Source organism: Granulicella sp. WH15, from assembly GCF_009914315.1.
GTDB lineage: Bacteria > Acidobacteriota > Terriglobia > Terriglobales > Acidobacteriaceae > Edaphobacter.
The window spans coordinates 3497147-3514804 of record NZ_CP042596.1; the positions used below are offsets into that span (position 1 = coordinate 3497147).

A 17658-nucleotide genomic window follows, 5' to 3' on the forward strand; every position below is an offset into this window, starting at 1 on the left:
CAATTACACTCAACCAAGATGCTTCCCCCCGAACCGAACCCGCAGGAACCGCGCCTTTCGACCCGCCGCAACCCCGAAGATTACGCACCTCTACCGACATCCGGGAAGAAGACCAAGCGCCTCCTGCTGGCGCTCCCCCTGCTGCTCTTGCTGGCAGTAGCCGCAATCGTGGGCGGCCACTTCTACCTGCAACACTCCGTCCGGGCCAGCCTGCCGCAGCTCGACGGCTCCGCCCCTCTGCCGGGCCTAGCCGCACCCGTCACCATCCAGCGCGACGCCCAGGGCGTCCCCCACATCCACGCCCAGTCGCTCGACGACATGGTGCTCGCGCAGGCGTGGGTCACCGCGCACGACCGCCTCTGGCAGATGGATATGCTCCGCCGCCACGCCGCCGGAGAGCTGGCCGCGATCCTCGGCCCCTCCCTCCTCGACCACGATAAGCTCCAGCGCACCCTCCAGCTCCGCGCCTCCGCCGACCGCGCCATGGCCACGCTGCCGCCGGACCAGCTCCACCTCTTCACCGTCTACGCCCAGGGCGTCAACGCCGCCATCGCCGACCAGCAGGCCCACCTGCCCATCGAGTTCCGCGTCCTCAACTACCATCCCGCCCCGTGGACCCCGCGCGACTGCCTGCTGGTCGCCCTCGTGCTCTTCGAAGACCTGACCAACAACTATCAAGAGAAGCTCGACCGCGAGGCACTGACCGCGCGCCTGCCGCCCGAGCTGGCCGCCGACCTCTTCCCCGTAGGCTCGTGGCGCGACCACCCGCCCACCCAGCCGCCGGTCGACCTGACCATCGACGGCCCACCCATCGAGCAGGTCCCCCTGGACGAGTCGCAGGAAGGCCCCTTCGCCGCCAACAAGTTGCCGCCCGACAGGCAGCAGGTACTCCGCTCCATTCAGTCCGACATCGACGCCCTCTCGCGCCCGAGCTGCCCCGACTGCATCCCCGGCTCCAACAACTGGGTCGTCTCCGGCACGCACACGGCCTCGGGCAAACCCTTGCTGGCCAATGACATGCACCTGTCCCACAACATCCCCGGCGTCTGGTACGAGGCTGACCTCGAAGCCCCTATCCCCGGCTCCGAGGCCTTCCACGCCGCCGGAGTCACCCTGCCCGGCCTGCCGCTGGTAATCGTCGGCCACAACGCCCACATCGCCTGGGGCTTCACCAATCTCGGCGCGGACGTACAAGACCTCTACCTCGAGCAGACCCGCAACAATAACCAGGAGTTCCAATCCGCCGATGGCTCCTGGCAGCCCGTCCTGCACCTGCCCGAGCCCATCACCGTCCACGGCGGCCGCGACGTGAACTTCGAGGTCCTGGCCACCAAGCACGGCGACGCCATCACCCCCATCCTGACGCCCACCCTCACCAACGAGACCCGCCCCATCGCCCTGCGCTGGACCATCTACGATCCCAACATCCTCCGCGCGCCCTTCCAGGCTATCGACTCGGCGAGCGACTGGAGCAGCTTCACCGCCGCCATCGCCCAGTTCGGCGGCCCCGCGCAGAACATGGTCTACGCCGACGACCAGGGCCACATCGGCTACCACGCCACCGGCCGCATCCCCCTGCGCGGCCAACCCGCACCGGCTATCCCCACCGATCTCGCCGCCCCCGCGCAGCCCACACCCGCCATCAGCGCCCAAACCGAGCTGGCCGCCCCGCCCACGCAACCCCAGACGCTCTCCGGCCCGCTGAACCCCGTTCCCGTGGCCACCAGCGCCAGCCACGAGTGGACCGGCTACATCCCCTTCGACCAACTCCCGTCGGTCTTTGACCCACCCAACGGCATCCTGGCCACGGCCAACGCCCGCATCACCCCGGACGACTACCCCTACCCCGTCACCCTGAACTGGGGCGCGCCCTACCGCAACGAGCGCATCTGGAAGCTGCTGGCCGGACGCCGTAACCTGAAGCCCGCCGACATGCTCGCCATCCAGACCGACGTCTACTCCGACCTCGACCACGTGCTGGCGCAACGCATCGCCTACGCGGTGGACCACTCCGCCGCGCTCGCCCACGAGAAGTCCTCCAATCAAGCCGCTCTGCACCAGGCAGCGGACCTGCTCCGCACCTGGAACGGTAGGGTCGAGACCAACTCCGCCGCCGCCAACATCGTCGAAGCCACCCGCGCCGCCCTCTGGCCGATCCTGCTGGGCACGCACCTGACGCCCGGCCCACCCGCTCCCCAGACCAAAACCGGCGCCAAAGCCGACAAGCCAACCGACGCCGAGCTGTATAGCTGGAACGAGCGCGACTACGCCCTCGAGCAGCTCATCATGCACACGCCCGAGCGTTGGCTACCCAAGGGCATCGCCAACTGGGACGACCTGCTGGCCTCCGCGCTGGACAAGGGCCTCGCCGACGCCCACGCCCCGCACCATCCCAAGGACCTCGCCGCCTGGAGCTACGGACGCACCCACGTCGTGGACATCGAGCACCCCATCTTCGGCCACTCCCGCCTGCTCTCGCGTCTGTTGGGAATGCGCACCGGAACCGGCTCCCAGCCTCAGTCCGGCGACCGCACCACGATCAAGCAGGTAGGCCGCGCCTTCGGCCCCTCTGAGCGCTTCACCGCCGACCTCGCCAACCTCGACCAGTCCACGCTGAACATCGTTCTGGGCGAGTCCGGCAACCCCGCCAGCCCGTACTACATGGATCAGTTCCCCGCCTGGTATCGCGGCACCAGCTTCCCCTTCGCCTTCACGGACGCAGCCGTCGCAGCCTCCACCACCCACACGCTGACCCTGACGCCGAGGTAGGGCTACCGCTCCGCCCTCCCCTTGGCATACCCTGTAACCCATGCCCTCACGAGCCCCCTTACGAGCCCGGCCCTACCTGATTCCGCTCGCGGCGCTCATCCCGATCCTCCCCCTGCTATTCGCAGGCCCCTCCTGCGGGCACGACTTCGACTTCCACATCCTGAGCTGGCTCGAAGCCGCCCGCCAGCTCCTGCACGGGCACTATCCGCAGTGGGCCTACACGCCCGCCTACAACGCCGGGGAGCCGCGCTTCCTCTTCTACCCGCCGCTCTCCTGGCTCACCGGCGCTATGCTGGGACTGGCGCTGCCCTGGCACTACGCCCCCATCGCCTTCACCTGGCTGGCCCTGACGCTCAGCGGCCTTACCCTACACCGGCTGGCCCTGCGCTATACCACGCCGACGGCGGCGACACTGGCGGCAGTCTTCTACCTCGCCAACCCCTACATGCTCTTCACCGCCTACGAGCGCACGGCCTACGGCGAGCTACTAGCCGCCGCATGGATACCCCTGCTGCTGGCGGCAATCCTGGCTCCGCGCATCTCCATCGCTGCCATCGCGATCCCGGTCGGGCTGCTCTGGATCACCAACGCCCCCGCTGCCGTCATGAGCTGCTACGCGCTGGCCCTGCTGGCTCTTGTGCGCCTCGCCACTACCCTGCGCGACAAGCAACCCCGCCAGACTCCCTTCGAGCTGACCCGCAACACCATCCTCGGCGTCCTTCTCGGCCTTGGCCTCGCCGCCTTCTACGTGCTTCCGGCGGCGTGGGAGCGCGGCACTATACAGGCCGCGATGGCCACCGTGCCGGGCATGAGGATCGCGGACAACACCCTCTTCCAACAGACGACTGACGAGGCCCACGACGCGGTCCTCCACACCGCCTCGATGCTGGCCGTCGTGCTCCTCACCGCTACGCTGGCCACCCTCGCCGCCCTGCGCGAAGCCAAATCCAAACCCGCCCTCATCCTCCTGACCCTCGCCATCGCCTTCCTGCTGACACCGTGGTCGCTGCCGCTCTGGCGCCACGCGCCGGAGGCGATCTTCCTCCAGTTCCCCTGGCGCTTACTCGCGATCCTCGCCGCCGTCCTAGCCTTCGCGGGAGCACTACTCTTCCGCGACCTCGACTTCCGCCCCCTGCCGCTCGCGCTTTCGGTACTTGGCCTGACTACCCTGCTCACCCTCCCCAGCTTCCACCACTTCAACCAGCCCTGCGACACCCCCGACACCGTGGAGGCCCGCTACACCCTCTTCCACTCTCCGCAGGGCAGCGACCCCACCGACGAGTACACCCCCGCCACCGCCGACAACGACTTCCTCCGCCACGCCAACCCGCCCTACTGGCTCGGCGACAACGCCAACGCGCAGCCCCCAGCCAGCTCCACTCCCGGCCCCCTACCCGATCACCTCACCCTTACCGCGCCCGCGCCGGAGACGCTCATCCTGAACCGCCGCCAGATCCCGGCATGGGGCGTCCAACTCAACGGCAAAGACGCCGCGCTCGACCCGCCCGGCACCCGCGACGACGGCCTCATCGCCCTTCCCATTCCGGCTGGCCAGTCCACCGTCGCCCTGACCCTGCACCGGACCACCGACGAGAACGCCGGTCTCGCCATCAGCCTGGCCGCGCTGGCCTGCCTCTGGCTGCTGCGCCGCAAAGTCCCCAGCGCCTAACCGGCCAGCCCAACCCAACCACGCGAAACCCGGTATCATCAACTAAGATGAACCCCCAGGTACGATCTCTCCTTACGACCGGCGTCAGCCTCACCGATGAGGCTCTCGAACGGCTGCTGCCTTCGCCCGACACTCTGCCGCACTCCATCCACCGCGCCATGCGCCACAGCACCTTCGCCGGCGGCAAGCGGCTGCGCCCCATCCTCTGTATGGAGGCCGCGCGCATGGTCGCGGGCACGCTCCCCGAAGGTGTCGCCGACCTCGGCGCGGCACTGGAGATGATCCACACCTACTCGCTCATTCACGACGACCTGCCCGCGCTCGACAACGACGACCTGCGCCGCGGCCAGCCGACGTGCCACGTCGCCTTCAGCGAGGCTACCGCGATCCTGGCCGGAGACGCACTCCAGACGCTCGCCTTCCAGACCATCGCCAACCTGCCCGCGCCGCCCGCGACCGTCGTCGCGCTGCTCAGAGAGGTCTCGGCCGCCGTGGCCACCGGCGTCGGCCAGGTCGGCGACCTCCACACCGCGCTGCCCCCCGGTATGATCGGCGGACAGGTGATGGATATCGAATCCGAGGGCGTCAAGCCCACCGCCGACCTGGTCGAAGCCATCCACCGCGCCAAGACCGGAGCGCTCATCACGGTCAGCATCGTCGCGGGTGGGCTGTACGGCTCTTCCGACCAGCCCAGCGCCGACACCATCGCCCGCCTGCGCACCTTTGGCGAGAAGGCCGGACTCGCCTTCCAGATCGTCGACGACGTGCTCGACATGACGCAGGACTCCGCGCAGCTCGGCAAGACGGCAGGCAAGGACACCGCCACCGACAAGGCCACCTGGCCCGCGGTCTACGGCATCGACCAATCCATCCGCGACGCCGACCAGCTCATCGCCGACGCCTTCGAGGCACTCGCCCCCTTCGGCGAGGCTGCCCAACCGCTGAAGGATCTCGCCCAGTACCTCACCACGCGAACGAACTAAAGCGAGCTACAACGTTGTGCCCTATGTCTCGACTCTGAGACATGGGGCACCCGCAGCGCAGCCACCCCACAACCTCTCCCCTGTCATCCTGAGCTGTTGCCTGTTTTCTTGTTTGTCATTCAGGAGCGAAGCGGAGGAATCTGCTTCTGTCTTTGCTCTTGCTTCTGGGGTAAATCCGGGCTTTAGCCCCGAGGTATGCTTTCTTCAAAAGCTGCAAAGACTGTCCTGCCGGACGGGCCTCCTACGCGGAGGGCGGGCGTTCACACGCCTTTTTACTGCTCCGCGTGCTGGTCGGAAACAAGTGCGTACTGCTCTTCCGTCACCGGCTCTCCCCACACCACGTTTACCCCGGTCTCGTTGGCCTCCTGCATCGCCAGATGCACCATCGTACGGCTCTTCTCCGCACCATGCCAATGCACCTCCCCCGGACCGATCACCACCACATCCCCCGCACGGATCACCCTCGCCGCCTCCCCCTGCAACTGCACCCACCCGATCCCCGAGACAACATACAGCGTCTGCCCCACCGGGTGCGTGTGCCACGCCGTCCGCCCACCCGGAGCGAACGTCACCAGCACCCCCTGCGCCCGCGACGGCGGCGTCGGCTCCACCACCGAGTCCATCCACACCTCGCCGGTGAACCAGTTGGCCGGTCCCCGCTTACAGCCCCGCTCCGCATTGCCAAGAATCTTCATGCCACGAGCCTAACACCAGCCCCTACCACTCAGCGTGGGGAGCAACCGTCAACGCACGTCGATAGAATAAGAACCAGTAATGCTCACCGAACAGACAATCCGCACCATCCTGCGCGACTGCTACGACCCCGAGATTCCCCTGAACATCATCGACCTCGGCCTCGTCCAGTCGATCTCTCTCGCCGAAGACCACGACGCTCCCGGAGCCGGAATCCCCGGCGTCCCCCCGCGCTTCCGCGTCGAGATCGCCCTTATCGCCACCACGCAGGACGAAGCCCCGCAAGCCCAGCTCACCGCCCAGATCGCCAACCGGCTAGCCGGTCTGCCCGAGCTTTCCCGCACCTCCATCCACCTGGCCGAGACCCCCGAGTGGAGCCCCGCGCTCATCACCCCCGAGGGCCGCCGCATCCTCAAGCTCGACCAGCCCGTCTTTCCCATCCTCAATAACAGAGCCAGATAGACTAGACCTGATGGCCCGCAAACCCCGCCCCACCGCCAAGATCCCCACCGAACCCGTCTACCCCTTCGACCAGATCCACGGCACCGACACCGGCGGCCTCATCCCGGCGTCGGCCCTGCACGTCGGCCACCCCAACGACCGCCACATCACCGCCTACTACGGCGTCGCCCCATCCATTCTGGACACGCTCATCGACCACTGGCTTGAGTCCCGGCCCGTCTTCCCCATCGACCGCTACACCTTCCTCGACATCGGCGCGGGCAAGGGCCGCGCCATGCTGGTGGCCTCGCTGCACCCCTTCCACCGCGTCCTCGGCGTCGAGCTGAACCCGCATCTGGCCGCCATCGCCCGCACCAACATCGCCGTCTTCCCCGCGTCCGCCAGCCCGCTCGCCCCCGTCTCCCTCATCGAGGGCGACGCGCTCGCCGCCGAGCTGCCCGACACCCCCACCGTCGCCTTCCTCTTCCACCCGTTTGAAGCGCCGGTCCTGCGCCGCTTCCTCGCCCGCGTCACGCAGGCCTTCCGCGACCGCCCCGGCCACTTCGACCTGCTCTACGTCAACGCCGAGCACGCCACGGTCATCGACCAGCACCCCGGCTTCACCCGCGTCTACGCGGGCACGGTCCCCATGTCCACAGACGACCACTTGGCCGACCTCGCCGCCATCGCCACCCAGACCGAGTACGGCTCCACCGGCGACGAGATCTGCGCCATCTACCGCTTCACCGGCGGCAATTAGCGGAAACTAACGGTCCGTCCACCGCAGCAAAAAGCTCCGCTCATCACCCTCGAGCGGCTCCATCACGATCACCGCGTCGGCCCGCTCCATCACCGAGGCGAACTGCTCGCCCCACTCCACCAGCACCAGCGCGCCCGGCTCTTCGGCGATCTCCTCCAGCCCCACCGTCGCCAGCTCCCGCTCCGTCTCCAGCCGGTAAAGATCCAGGTGATACAGCTTCTTCCCCGACTTCGACGTGTACTCGTGCATCAGCGAAAACGTCGGGCTGGTTACCTCGCCCGCGCGGCCCATCCCCAGCGCCTCCACCCAGCCCTTCACCAGCGTCGTCTTGCCCACACCCATCTCGCCCGTCAGCACCACAATCTTAGGAGCCGCCAGCAGCTCCGAGATCATCTGCGCCAGCGCCAACGTCCCCGCCTCCGACCGTGTCTTCAACCGCTTTTCGCGAACGTACTCCTTCATCCCTGTTGCTCCTCTTTCTTCTTTCTGATGCCCGTCAGCCAGACCATCCCCTCGCCGTCGCCCGCGCGGTAGCGGTACGCGTCGCTCAGGTGATGCACCGTATCCATCGCCAGCACCGTCTTTTCGTCCATGGCGTGCGCCGCAAAATCCCCGGCCAGCCCGTGCACGTATACCGCCGTCTCCACGGCGCGGGCCACGTCCTCGGGCCACTGTCCCAGACAAGCCGCCACGATGCCCGTCAGGATATCGCCGCTGCCGCCCTTGGCCATCGCCGGATTACCCGACGTATTCACGGCCACGCGCCCGTCCGGGTGCGCGATCAGCGTGCGCCAGCCCTTCAGCACCAGCGTCACGCCGTGCTCGGCGGCAAACCGCCGCGCCAGCCCCACACGATCCGCCTCGACCTCCGGCACCGTCATCCCCGCCAGCCGCGCCATCTCGCCGGGATGCGGCGTCAGCACCACCGTCCTGCCCCCGGCTGTCGCGGCCTTCAGCAGCTCCGCGTGCCCTGCAAACGCGTTCAACGCATCGGCGTCGATCACGATGGGCAGCGTCGTCTTCGCCACCAGCGCCCGCGCAAACTCCGACGCCTCACCACGCGTCGAAAGCCCCGGCCCCAGCGCGATCACCTTGATCCCCTTGAGCAGCTCCGCCAGCACGGCGTCTTCGAGATTCGACAGCGCCGCCGCTCCAGCCACCTCATCGAGCGCCCGAAACATCAGCTCCGGAGCCACCGCCGCGACCGTCGGCAACACGCTCCCCGGCACCGCCGCTGTCACCAACCCCGCGCCAGCCCGCAACGCCGCAACCGACGCCATCGACGGCGCTCCCGCCGTGCCGTAGCTGCCACCAACTACCAAGATGTGCCCGAAACGCCCTTTATTCGTGCTGATCGAGCGCGGAACCTCTGAAATCTCCTTCGAAGCCCCAGCCCACGCCAGCCCGTTCTCCGAGACCACCGCCTCCTCGGGCGAGCCGATCTCGGCCACCGCCACCGGTCCGAAGACATCGGCCGTCAGGTGCCCGAAGACGTGCGCCAGCTTGGGCGCGGTGAAGGTCACCACCGCGTCGGCCCGAAAGGCCCCCTCGACCGTCTCCACCACCGCGTCCGCGTCCCAGCCGCTGGGCACATCGACCGCCACCACCGGCACCGCGACCGCCTCCACCGCGTCCCGCAGCAGCGCGGCCATTCCCCGCAGCGGCGGCTTGAACCCCGTCCCCACCACCGCGTCCAGCAGCAGGTCGGCCTCCTCCAGCAATGCTTCTAAAATCTCCGCGTCGAAGCCCTCGTCTAGCTCCTCGACCACCTCCTCTGAGGTGGAATCCAGCAGCGCGGCCAACGCCTCCGCCGCGTCGCCGCGCACCTCGGCCTTCTTGCCCGCCAGCAGCACGCGCACGCCGACACCCTCACCGGCCAGCAGCCGCGCCGCCACCATGCCGTCGCCGCCGTTGTTGCCCTTGCCGCAGAGCACCATCACCCGCGCCGCCTGCGGGTACTCGGTCAGGCAGAACCGTGCCACGGCTGCTCCGGCGGCCTCCATCAACTCACGAATCGGGATTCCGGCCTCGACCGTCCGGCGATCCGCCGCGCCCATCTCTGCTGCCGTCAATATCTTCAAGAGTGATCCTCCACCAGATACCAGTATCCCGCACATGAGCTAGATTGCCAGCCTGGGCCTTCCGTTGGATGAAAGAGAAATCTTATCCCCGACCAACGGGAGGACCACGCGAAGCTCTAAGAAGGTGTGCAAACGCCCGCCCCGCAGCGGGACGATCCGGCAGGACAAAAGCAAACGCGCCCTAACGCTGGGCGGGCGGCACTTCGTGCGGTCCTGAACGCTTCGCGTAAAAACAAAACACGGATCTACAGGTTTCCCTGTAGATCCGTGCTTTTATCCGCATCAGGCTTTGTCTCTACTTCGAGGCTAACGTCCCAGCCACGGCTGGAGTCCCATTCTTCGGGGTGAAGTAGCTCTTGTCGTAGAGCGCCCGGTAGAACTGGCCGGTCAGCTCCGCAGCCTTGGGGCCGAAGGTCGGCCGCCCGCCCTCGAGGAAGATTACCGTCACAATGCGCCCGTTCGGCGTGTCCGCGTACGAGCCGAACCACCCAAACCGCGTCCCGTTGTTCGAGCAGGTCCCGGTCTTGCCCATCACCGGAAACTCATTGAAGTTGGCCCTGAGGCTCCGTGCCGTGCCGTACTGAGTCGCGGCCTGCATCCCCACCTTCATCTCCGGAATCAGCTTACCGATATCCAGAGTCCGCTTCACCCTGGGCTCGAAGGAGACCAGTTCCCCAGCCGTCTGCGGGTGCTGCAAGTAGTACAGCGTGCCTCCATTGGCAATCGCCGTAACGATAGCGCCCAGTTGCAACGGAGTCATGCTGACGCTCTCGCCGAACGAGCACATGCGCCCCACTCCGCCCAGCGCCCGAGGCAGCTCCTGGTCGGGATACGTGCCAAGCTGCTCGCCCTGAATGTTGTACCCTGCCAGCTCTCCCAGCCCCAGTTGGTTGGCGTAGTGCTTCACCCGCTCAAAACCCAGAGCGCGGCCAAGTGTCTCAAAGTAAAGGTTGTTCGAGTGTGCCAGCGCTTCAGTCAGGGTCAGGCGATAGCCGCCGCCCAGAGCTACCGGCGTGTCCTTGGTAACAATGCCTTCCTGCAAAGCCGCCAGCGCCACCGTCAGCTTGATGGTCGAGCAGGGCTCCGCGCCGTGCGAGAGAGCCAGCTTCTGGTTCACCATCGCCAGAATCCGTCCGGTCGCGGGGTCAATCGCGAGCGCAGTGCCGTTCATATTGCCCAGCGCCTCAATCGCCGCAGCGCGGACGATCGGATCTTCGCCCGCCGTCACATCGCCCTGGGTCAGATTGTCCACATCCGCGAAAGAGCTGGCATAGAACCGCTCCGAGTACCGCGCCCGCCGCGAGACCGTAACCACCCGCGCGCCACGGCCATGGCGTCCGCGTCCTCGAACCACCACTACAGTACGGCTGGAAGCTTGTCTGGAGGCACGCCCCACTGCCCGCCCGCCCCGCGCTGGAGCCGCCGCCCTAGCCGTATGGGTCGCGCGTCGCCCCGTGGCCCGGCTGGCGACACGGCCTCGCGCTGCTCCCGCCGAGACCGCCCGCCGATGCGTCGCGCCCACCTGCGTCCTGGTCATCCCCATAGCCTCGGCACCGCCGCCGAGCAGGCATAACACCATCGCAGCCAACACCAGCACCGGAGAAGAAGCCAATCCGCCACCTCGAAAGATTTTCATTACCCGCTCGATCACCATCAGCCCCCAAGGTGGAGATTCAGTTCCGCAAAGGCGGCGCAAACAGCCGCCGACCGACTATGGATTGCAGACAGCATTTCGATTGCCGTGCCTGATCCTGCAATGTTACGGCATTCTCACCACGCTGGCTGACGCACGTCTGCCCGTCAGTTGCCCCTGCGCAGAAATGCCGGGATATCCAGCTCATCGGTCGCCCCATGCTCTTCCGCGGGGACCGCGTAGGCCGGGCGCGACGCCTCCATCGCCGCCTCGGCGTAGGAAGAGGAAGCTGTCTCCGCATATTGGACGCGCAAAGGGCGCGAAATGTCATGGTCGATCCCGCGCGGAGCCGGGAGACGGCCCTCCTCGGCCACTCCGGCGGCCTCGCCGCGACGGCCCCTGAAGAAATCGTCGTCGAAGACCGAGGACGGCACCGGAACCAGCTCCGGCTCGACCGGGCGGACGGGAGCCGCCACAACCACCGGCACAACTGCCTCCGCAACCGGCTCCGGCTCGGCGACCGCAACGGCGGCGACCGGCTCCACTGACGCTACCGAGGCAACGGGCGCAGCGGGTGCCACCACAGTCTGGGTCTGGACCGGCTCTCTGGCTGGACTCGAAGCAGGGCTCGGCGTCTCGGCCCGCGGAGCCACACGCGGCTGGATCGGCACCTCGTACCGGATCGTCGGCAGCGTCGGCTCCGACAGCATCCGCTCGCGCCGCATCTGCGGGGCGTCGTCCGGCTGGCGGAACCCGGTCGCGATCACGGTGATCTTCACCTCGTCGCCCATCGTCTCGTCCAGCACCGCGCCGAAGATGATGTTCGCATCCTCGTGCGCCGCGTTCTGGATGATCGTCGAGGCCTCGTTCACCTCGTTCAGCTTCAGGCTGCTGGAGCCCGTAATGTTAATCAGGATGCCGCGCGCGCCGTCGATCGCGCCCTCTTCGAGCAGAGGCGACGCCATCGCGGCCACCGCCGCATCGACTGCCCGGTTCTGCCCGCTGCGGCTCGCCGTACCCATCACCGCGTAGCCCATGCCCGCCATTGTCGTACGCACGTCGGCAAAGTCGCGGTTGATGACGCCCGGAATCGTGATGATGTCCGAGATGCCCTGCACGCCCTGGCGCAGCACGTCATCCGCGATGCGGAACGACTCGAAGAAGCCCGCGTCCTTGGCCACGGCCAGCAGCTTCTCGTTCGGGATCACGATCACTGTATCCACCGAGTCGAGCAGCTCCTGCATTCCGCGCTCGGCCTGCATCATGCGGCGCTTGCCCTCGAACGAGAACGGCCGGGTCACCACTGCCACCGTCAGCGCGCCCATCTCGCTGGCCAGCGAAGCGATCACCGGGGCCGCGCCCGTGCCCGTGCCGCCGCCCAGGCCCGCCGTCACAAAGACCATGTCCGCGCCCTCGAGCGCCTCGATGATCTTGTCGGAATCCTCAAGCGCCGCGCGCCGTCCCACGTCCGGGTTCGAGCCCGCGCCCAGTCCCATCGTCAGCTTCACGCCCAGTTGCAGCTTCACCGGCGCATTCGACACCTGCAGCGCCTGCACGTCCGTATTGGCCGCGATGAACTCGACGCCCTCGACCTTGGCCGCGATCATGCGGTTGACCGCGTTGTTGCCGCCGCCGCCGACGCCGATTACCTTGATCCGCGCTCCACGCGGCATCTCATCCTGGTACTGAATACGAAGGTCGTCGGGCATCTCGGCGTCGTGGGTCGGGTAGGACATGGCAGCAGTTTCTCCTGGTTCTCTGGGGCAAAGTTCTCTGGGGCAAATGGCGAATAGCGAACGTCATTCGCATCCATCTCAATTCTGTCATTGACGCGGCAAAACCACCGCACACCTTTTCCACCGGAGTATCTATCTTGGTTCAAATTTCACCCGTGCCGCCGCCGTAGCCAAGGCAGAGGCGCTCGAAGCCTGTTCCGAGGTCTGGAACCAGACCCTCCCGCAAACACAATCTTGACAACCCCGCCCCCTCCACCTACCGTCCTCTCGAACTCTCGCGCAGTAATCTCTCCGCACTTCGAGGAAACTCCATGCACCGCAAGTTGGCTGGCCTTACCCGTACGATCCTGTTTGCTCTTTGCACCACGGCCCTCGCGCAGTCGAACCCTCTGCCGGTCTACACCATCGACCATCAGGCCCGCGTCGACGGCCCCGCCGACGTCACCTTCCTGCTCGACGCGCCAGCGGGCAAGCACGGCTTCGTGCAGGCCGCGGACGGCCACCTGATGCTCGACGGCAAACGCTTCCGCATGTGGGGCGTGAATACCACCGGCTGGACCAAGGGCGGCGTGCTGCTTCCGCCCAAGAAGGACGCCGAGATCTTCGCCCGTGAACTGGCCCGCGCCGGGGTCAACGTCGTGCGGTTGCAGTTTCTCGACCTCCCTGACAAACAGACGACCCGCGCCGACGTTCCAGCTACCTACAGCCCCGCCGGACTGATCGACAGCACCAAAGACGACACCCAGTTCTTCAACCCCGAGCAGTTGGACCGCATGGACTACTGGCTCTATCAGCTCAAGCTCAACGGCATCTACATCGACTTCAACCTCAATGTAGGTCGCGTCTATAAAAAAGGCGACGGAGTTACGGGCTACGATCTTATTGGGAACGCCAAGGCACTGACTTACATCGACCCGCGAATTATCGAGTTAGAAAAAGACTACGCCCGCAAGTTACTCACACACCTCAATCCCTATACGAAGACCGAGTATCGCAACGAGCCTGCCGTGGCTATCGTCGAGTTGATGAACGAGAACTCGGTACTGGAGTTCTGGCAGCGCAACTGGTTTCGCGGCGAGCTGAAACCCGGAGCACCACGCGCCCAGCTTGACTTCACTCCCTACCATAAGGACTTACTGACCAAGGACTACAACAAATACTTAGCTTCGACCTACACGCCGCAACAACTTACCGACATAAGAAAAGAATCCAACTTACAACCCGGCGAAGAGATCCCTCTCTTACGCAAGCCCGACTTTGTAACTGCTCCTAAGTCGCGCTTCTATGCCGAAGCTACTTTTTATACTCAGTTAGAGACTCGCGTACTAGAGGAGTTACAGAACTATCTCAAAAAGGACTTAGGAGTAAAGTCGCTCGTCATCGGCACTAACGACCACACTTACTTTATTCCAGGTATGCCGCTGCTCCGCTCTACCCAGCATGAAGACATCATCGACGCGCACGTCTACTGGCAGCACCCCGCGATCTTCGGGATGCGTAACACTCCCATGGTCAACGATCCGCTCAACTCGGTTCTGGTCAAGCTCACCCGTTCGACCTTAGTCGGCAAGCCCTTCACCGTCAGCGAGGTCAACGAGCCTTACCCCAACGAGTACGGGGCCGAGATGATCCCGCTGCTCGCCGCCTACGGCGCCTTCCAGGATTGGGACGCCGTCATCCTCTACTCCTACGAGCCGCAGCTCAGCGGACAGCAACAAGCCCAGGTCGGCGACCACTTCGACATCGCCCAAGACCCCGTCAAAATGGCCCAGATGCCCGCCGCCGCCATGCTCTTTCTGCGCCACGACGTCGATACCGCCCGCGAGACCATCGCCCGCACCTACTCCACCGAACAGATCAACGAGAGTATGAGACTGCCGCAGGGCGAAGACCCGTACTACACGCCCGGCTTCCCCTTGCAGCTTCCGCTCCAGCACGCCATGCGCATCAAGTGCCTGGACTGCGAGCCCACGGCTCACTACACCACCGACACCTCCAGCCCCATCCGCACCGACACCGGCCAGCTCGCCTGGTACACCTCTGTCCCGTCGTCGTCGCATGACAAAGAGGGCCTCGTCACCATCGACAGCCCCCGCTCCAGCGCGCTCGTCGGCTTCGTCAAGAAGTACGGCCTCCAAACCTCGCACCTCTCGGCCGATGTCAAGAACGACTTCGCCGCCATCACCCTTACCTCCATGGACGGCAAGCCGCTCGCCAGCTCCGGCACCATGCTCCTGACCACTGGCGGCAAGGTGGAAAACACCGGCTCCACGTGGGATGAGCGCCGCACCAACTACGCCGTATGGGGAGACCCGCCCACGCTCATCGAGCCCATCAAGGGCTACATCCTGCTGCGTCAGCTCGACGGCGTCGTTGGTATGACAGTCACACCGCTTGATGGAGCTTCACGCCCTCTCAAAGAGATTCCTGCACGCTTCCTCGAAGCTGGCTGGGAGTTCCCCATTGGCGATGTTCCTACGACTCAGTACCTCATTCGTATCCAGCATTAAAAACAAAAGCGCCCTCACGTCGGGCGGGCGGTACTTCGTACCGTTCTCGACGCTTCGCGTGAAAATCAAGTGCCGCATCTCTCTACTCTGAGAGATGCGGCACCCGCACAGCCTTACTTAGCAATGATCTTCAGGCTCTGCTCCGGCACACTCTTCAACTCCGCCTGATCCAGATGCAGATGCTCCTTCGCGATCAGCGGAGGCAGCCGCCGAATCCACTGATTCAGCGAAAAGTCCGCATAGTACGCACTCTTGAACGTCTCCAGAAACACCAGGTCCTCGCTCCCCGTGTTCTCGATATAGTGCCCTGCGACCGCCGGAATGAACCCCACATCGTTCGCGTTGAAGTCCGTCGTCCGCGCCTTGCCCGAAGACGCAAACACCGTCATGCGCCCCGAGCCTTGGATGTAGTACTGCCACTCCGAGGCGTTCGGGTGCCAGTGCAGCTCGCGCATCCCGCCCGGCTTCACCGTCACCAGCGCCGCCGCAATCCCCTTCGACTCCGGAAAGACCGCCGAGTCCACCACCTTCACATTGCCGCCCGCATCCTCGGCCGTCGGCTTCATCGCCTCCATCCGGAAGGTGTAGTCGATCTTCGACTCCACCGCCTTGCCGCCCACCGCGCGCCGGTCATCTTCCACCGAGCCGGGCAGCGTGCCCGGAAAGATGTACAGCTCATCGTCCGGCAACTTCGCCAGCGCGGCCTCCGAAAGTCGCAGGTTCTTCGCCAGCACCTCGCCCGGCGTATGGACCAGCCAGTCGGAGATGAGGAAGGTCTGGTACTCGGAAAAAGTGCCCTGGTCGAAGACCAGCAGGAACTCGCATCCATCCGGCCCCAGCCCCTGGATCGAGTGCGGATAGCCCGCAGGAAAGTACCACAGATCGCCCTTGCTCACGTCGCCAATGAAGATCGTTCCATCGGGGTTCAGCACCGTCACGCGCGCGTTGCCGTAGAGCATGAAGGCCCACTCATTGGCCGTGTGCCAGTGCAGCTCGCGATAGCTGCCCGCGGTCAGCCGCATGTTCACGCCCGCGATATCCTGCGACGAGGGCAGCTCCTTCTGCGTCACCTGCCGGGTCCAGCCGCCGTCCTGCACGCGCCGGTGCGAGAGATCGAACGAGTACCAGAACGGCGAGACGTCGCCGCGATCAGTAAACGGCGACAGAGACGAGTTCGGATTCTCCTCCGCCAGACGCCGGTTGATCGGCCCCGGGTTATCGGCCGAGTGGTTGGCCTCGCCCTTGCGTATCTCGCTCGCGCTCTGTGCAAACGCCTGCGGAGCAAACATCGCACCCGCGCTCAACGCAGCCGCAGCCGCGCCTAAAAATGACCTTCTGCTTACCGCCTCTGTCTCATTCGCCTTCATGGTATCGACCTTTCCGCCCCACACCTGCGAGGCTTACAAGACCAATCACACTCCTACACAATCATCGCGTCCAATCGTTTTTCAGACCGCCAGTTATCAGTTTTCCTGATAACTCAATCTTCCTTCGAAGCTCTCCGTCCCATCGTCCGCGACAGCGCGCCCAGCTTCGTCAGCAGCGGCGTCCGCTCTCCCGCGCGGCAGGCAAAGCCGATCACCGAGCTGGGCGAACGCGGCGGCAGATCCCGCATGACCAGCGTCTCTCCGCTCTTCTTCACCAGCCCGCGCGGCACCACGGCGATGCCCGCGCCAGCCGCCACCAGGGCCAGCAGAGTGCCCATCTCGCCGGTCTCCTGCACGATGCGCGGCGTTACTCCGCAGCTCTCAAAGATCGCCGTCCACGTATCGAAGAACGCCGGAGCCCACTGCCTGCCGTAGGCCAGAAACTCCTCGCCCTCGGCATCCTCCGGACGAAACCCCGGCTTCGCCGCCAGACGATGGCCGAGCGGCATCACCAACACGAACGGCTCTTTGTGGATCGGCATAATCTCCAGCCGCTTGGACGTCACCGGCAGACGCAGAAAACCCGCGTCCAGCCTGCCCTCTTCGAGCCGCGCAATCTGCTCCACCGTGCGCAGGTTCAGCAGCTCCAGCGTCACCGCCGGATACAGCCTGCGAAACTCCATCACGATCGAGGGCACCAGGTGGATCGCAGCCGAGGCCACGAACGCGATCCGCAGATGCCCGGCCTCGCCCCGCGCTACCTGCTGCGCCGTCTTCTCCGCTTCGATCAGCTTTTGCAGGATCGACCCGGCATCGCGCCGAAAGACCATTCCCGCCGGAGTCAATTTGACACCACGACGGTTACGTTCTAAAAGCTGCACCCCAAGCTCGCTCTCAAGCTCCTGAATATGCGCCGTTAATGCGGGCTGCGAGACGTGCAGCCGCTCCGACGCACGCGTAAAGTTCAGCTCGTCCGCCACCGCAACGAACGACCTGAGATGACGAAGCTCCATATT

The 17658-nt window shown here is 65.6% G+C and carries 13 protein-coding genes; 6 read left to right on the forward strand and 7 right to left on the reverse strand.

Annotated elements, in window-relative coordinates; genetic code table 11:
* Positions 1–18 precede the first annotated feature (18 nt).
* The 3 genes from FTO74_RS14550 to FTO74_RS14560 are packed head-to-tail and all read left to right on the forward strand — an operon-like array spanning position 19 to position 5421.
* Complete coding sequence (locus FTO74_RS14550; RefSeq protein ID WP_162538799.1) at positions 19–2769, forward strand: penicillin acylase family protein; 2751 nt, start codon at positions 19–21, stop codon at positions 2767–2769.
* A gap of 40 nt (positions 2770–2809) precedes the next feature.
* The gene (locus tag FTO74_RS14555) at positions 2810–4438 is read left to right on the forward strand and encodes a hypothetical protein (protein ID WP_162538800.1); all 1629 of its coding nucleotides are present in this window, start codon (positions 2810–2812) and stop codon (positions 4436–4438) included.
* Positions 4439–4485: 47 nt separating this feature from the next.
* Positions 4486–5421, forward strand: a complete 936-nt coding sequence (locus tag FTO74_RS14560) for a polyprenyl synthetase family protein (RefSeq protein ID WP_162538801.1) — start codon at positions 4486–4488, stop codon at positions 5419–5421.
* A gap of 272 nt (positions 5422–5693) precedes the next feature.
* Here FTO74_RS14560 and FTO74_RS14565 read toward each other — a convergent pair whose 3' ends face one another.
* Positions 5694–6116: a cupin domain-containing protein gene (locus FTO74_RS14565; protein ID WP_162538802.1), complete on the reverse strand. Its 423-nt coding sequence runs from the start codon at positions 6114–6116 to the stop codon at positions 5694–5696.
* Positions 6117–6195: 79 nt separating this feature from the next.
* On the opposite strand from FTO74_RS14565, the gene FTO74_RS14570 reads away from it, so the two are divergent.
* Positions 6196–6576 (forward strand): iron-sulfur cluster assembly protein, encoded by a 381-nt coding sequence (locus FTO74_RS14570; protein WP_162538803.1) that lies wholly within the window; start codon positions 6196–6198, stop codon positions 6574–6576.
* A gap of 10 nt (positions 6577–6586) precedes the next feature.
* Complete coding sequence (locus FTO74_RS14575; RefSeq protein ID WP_162538804.1) at positions 6587–7315, forward strand: class I SAM-dependent methyltransferase; 729 nt, start codon at positions 6587–6589, stop codon at positions 7313–7315.
* A 6-nt stretch (positions 7316–7321) separates the two neighbouring features.
* Here the strand turns inward: FTO74_RS14575 and tsaE are convergent, their stop codons facing one another.
* The 4 genes from tsaE to ftsZ all read right to left on the reverse strand — a co-directional run bounded on the left by tsaE (position 7322) and on the right by ftsZ (position 12765).
* Positions 7322–7777 carry a tRNA (adenosine(37)-N6)-threonylcarbamoyltransferase complex ATPase subunit type 1 TsaE gene (gene tsaE / locus FTO74_RS14580; RefSeq protein WP_162538805.1) on the reverse strand — a complete coding sequence of 152 codons (456 nt, stop codon included), beginning with the start codon at positions 7775–7777 and terminating at the stop codon, positions 7322–7324.
* Positions 7774–9396 (reverse strand): NAD(P)H-hydrate dehydratase, encoded by a 1623-nt coding sequence (locus tag FTO74_RS14585; protein WP_162538806.1) that lies wholly within the window; start codon positions 9394–9396, stop codon positions 7774–7776. The genes tsaE and FTO74_RS14585 overlap by 4 nt, the downstream gene beginning before the upstream one ends.
* Before the next feature lie 295 nt (positions 9397–9691).
* Positions 9692–11008 carry a penicillin-binding transpeptidase domain-containing protein gene (locus FTO74_RS14590; RefSeq protein ID WP_255462289.1) on the reverse strand — a complete coding sequence of 439 codons (1317 nt, stop codon included), beginning with the start codon at positions 11006–11008 and terminating at the stop codon, positions 9692–9694.
* A gap of 188 nt (positions 11009–11196) precedes the next feature.
* Positions 11197–12765, reverse strand: coding sequence for a cell division protein FtsZ (gene ftsZ / locus FTO74_RS14595; protein ID WP_255462290.1), 1569 nt, complete (start codon positions 12763–12765; stop codon positions 11197–11199).
* 311 nt (positions 12766–13076) lie between these two features.
* Here ftsZ and FTO74_RS14600 point away from each other — a divergent pair, with 311 nt between their 5' ends.
* Positions 13077–15275 (forward strand): hypothetical protein, encoded by a 2199-nt coding sequence (locus FTO74_RS14600; protein ID WP_162538807.1) that lies wholly within the window; start codon positions 13077–13079, stop codon positions 15273–15275.
* 113 nt (positions 15276–15388) lie between these two features.
* On the opposite strand, the gene FTO74_RS14605 is transcribed toward FTO74_RS14600, so the two are convergent.
* Together FTO74_RS14605 and FTO74_RS14610 are read right to left on the reverse strand one after the other, a co-directional pair.
* Positions 15389–16642: a cupin domain-containing protein gene (locus FTO74_RS14605; protein WP_162538808.1), complete on the reverse strand. Its 1254-nt coding sequence runs from the start codon at positions 16640–16642 to the stop codon at positions 15389–15391.
* A gap of 113 nt (positions 16643–16755) precedes the next feature.
* Positions 16756–17655 (reverse strand): LysR substrate-binding domain-containing protein, encoded by a 900-nt coding sequence (locus tag FTO74_RS14610; RefSeq protein WP_162538809.1) that lies wholly within the window; start codon positions 17653–17655, stop codon positions 16756–16758.
* Between the last annotated feature and the right edge of the window lie 3 nt (positions 17656–17658).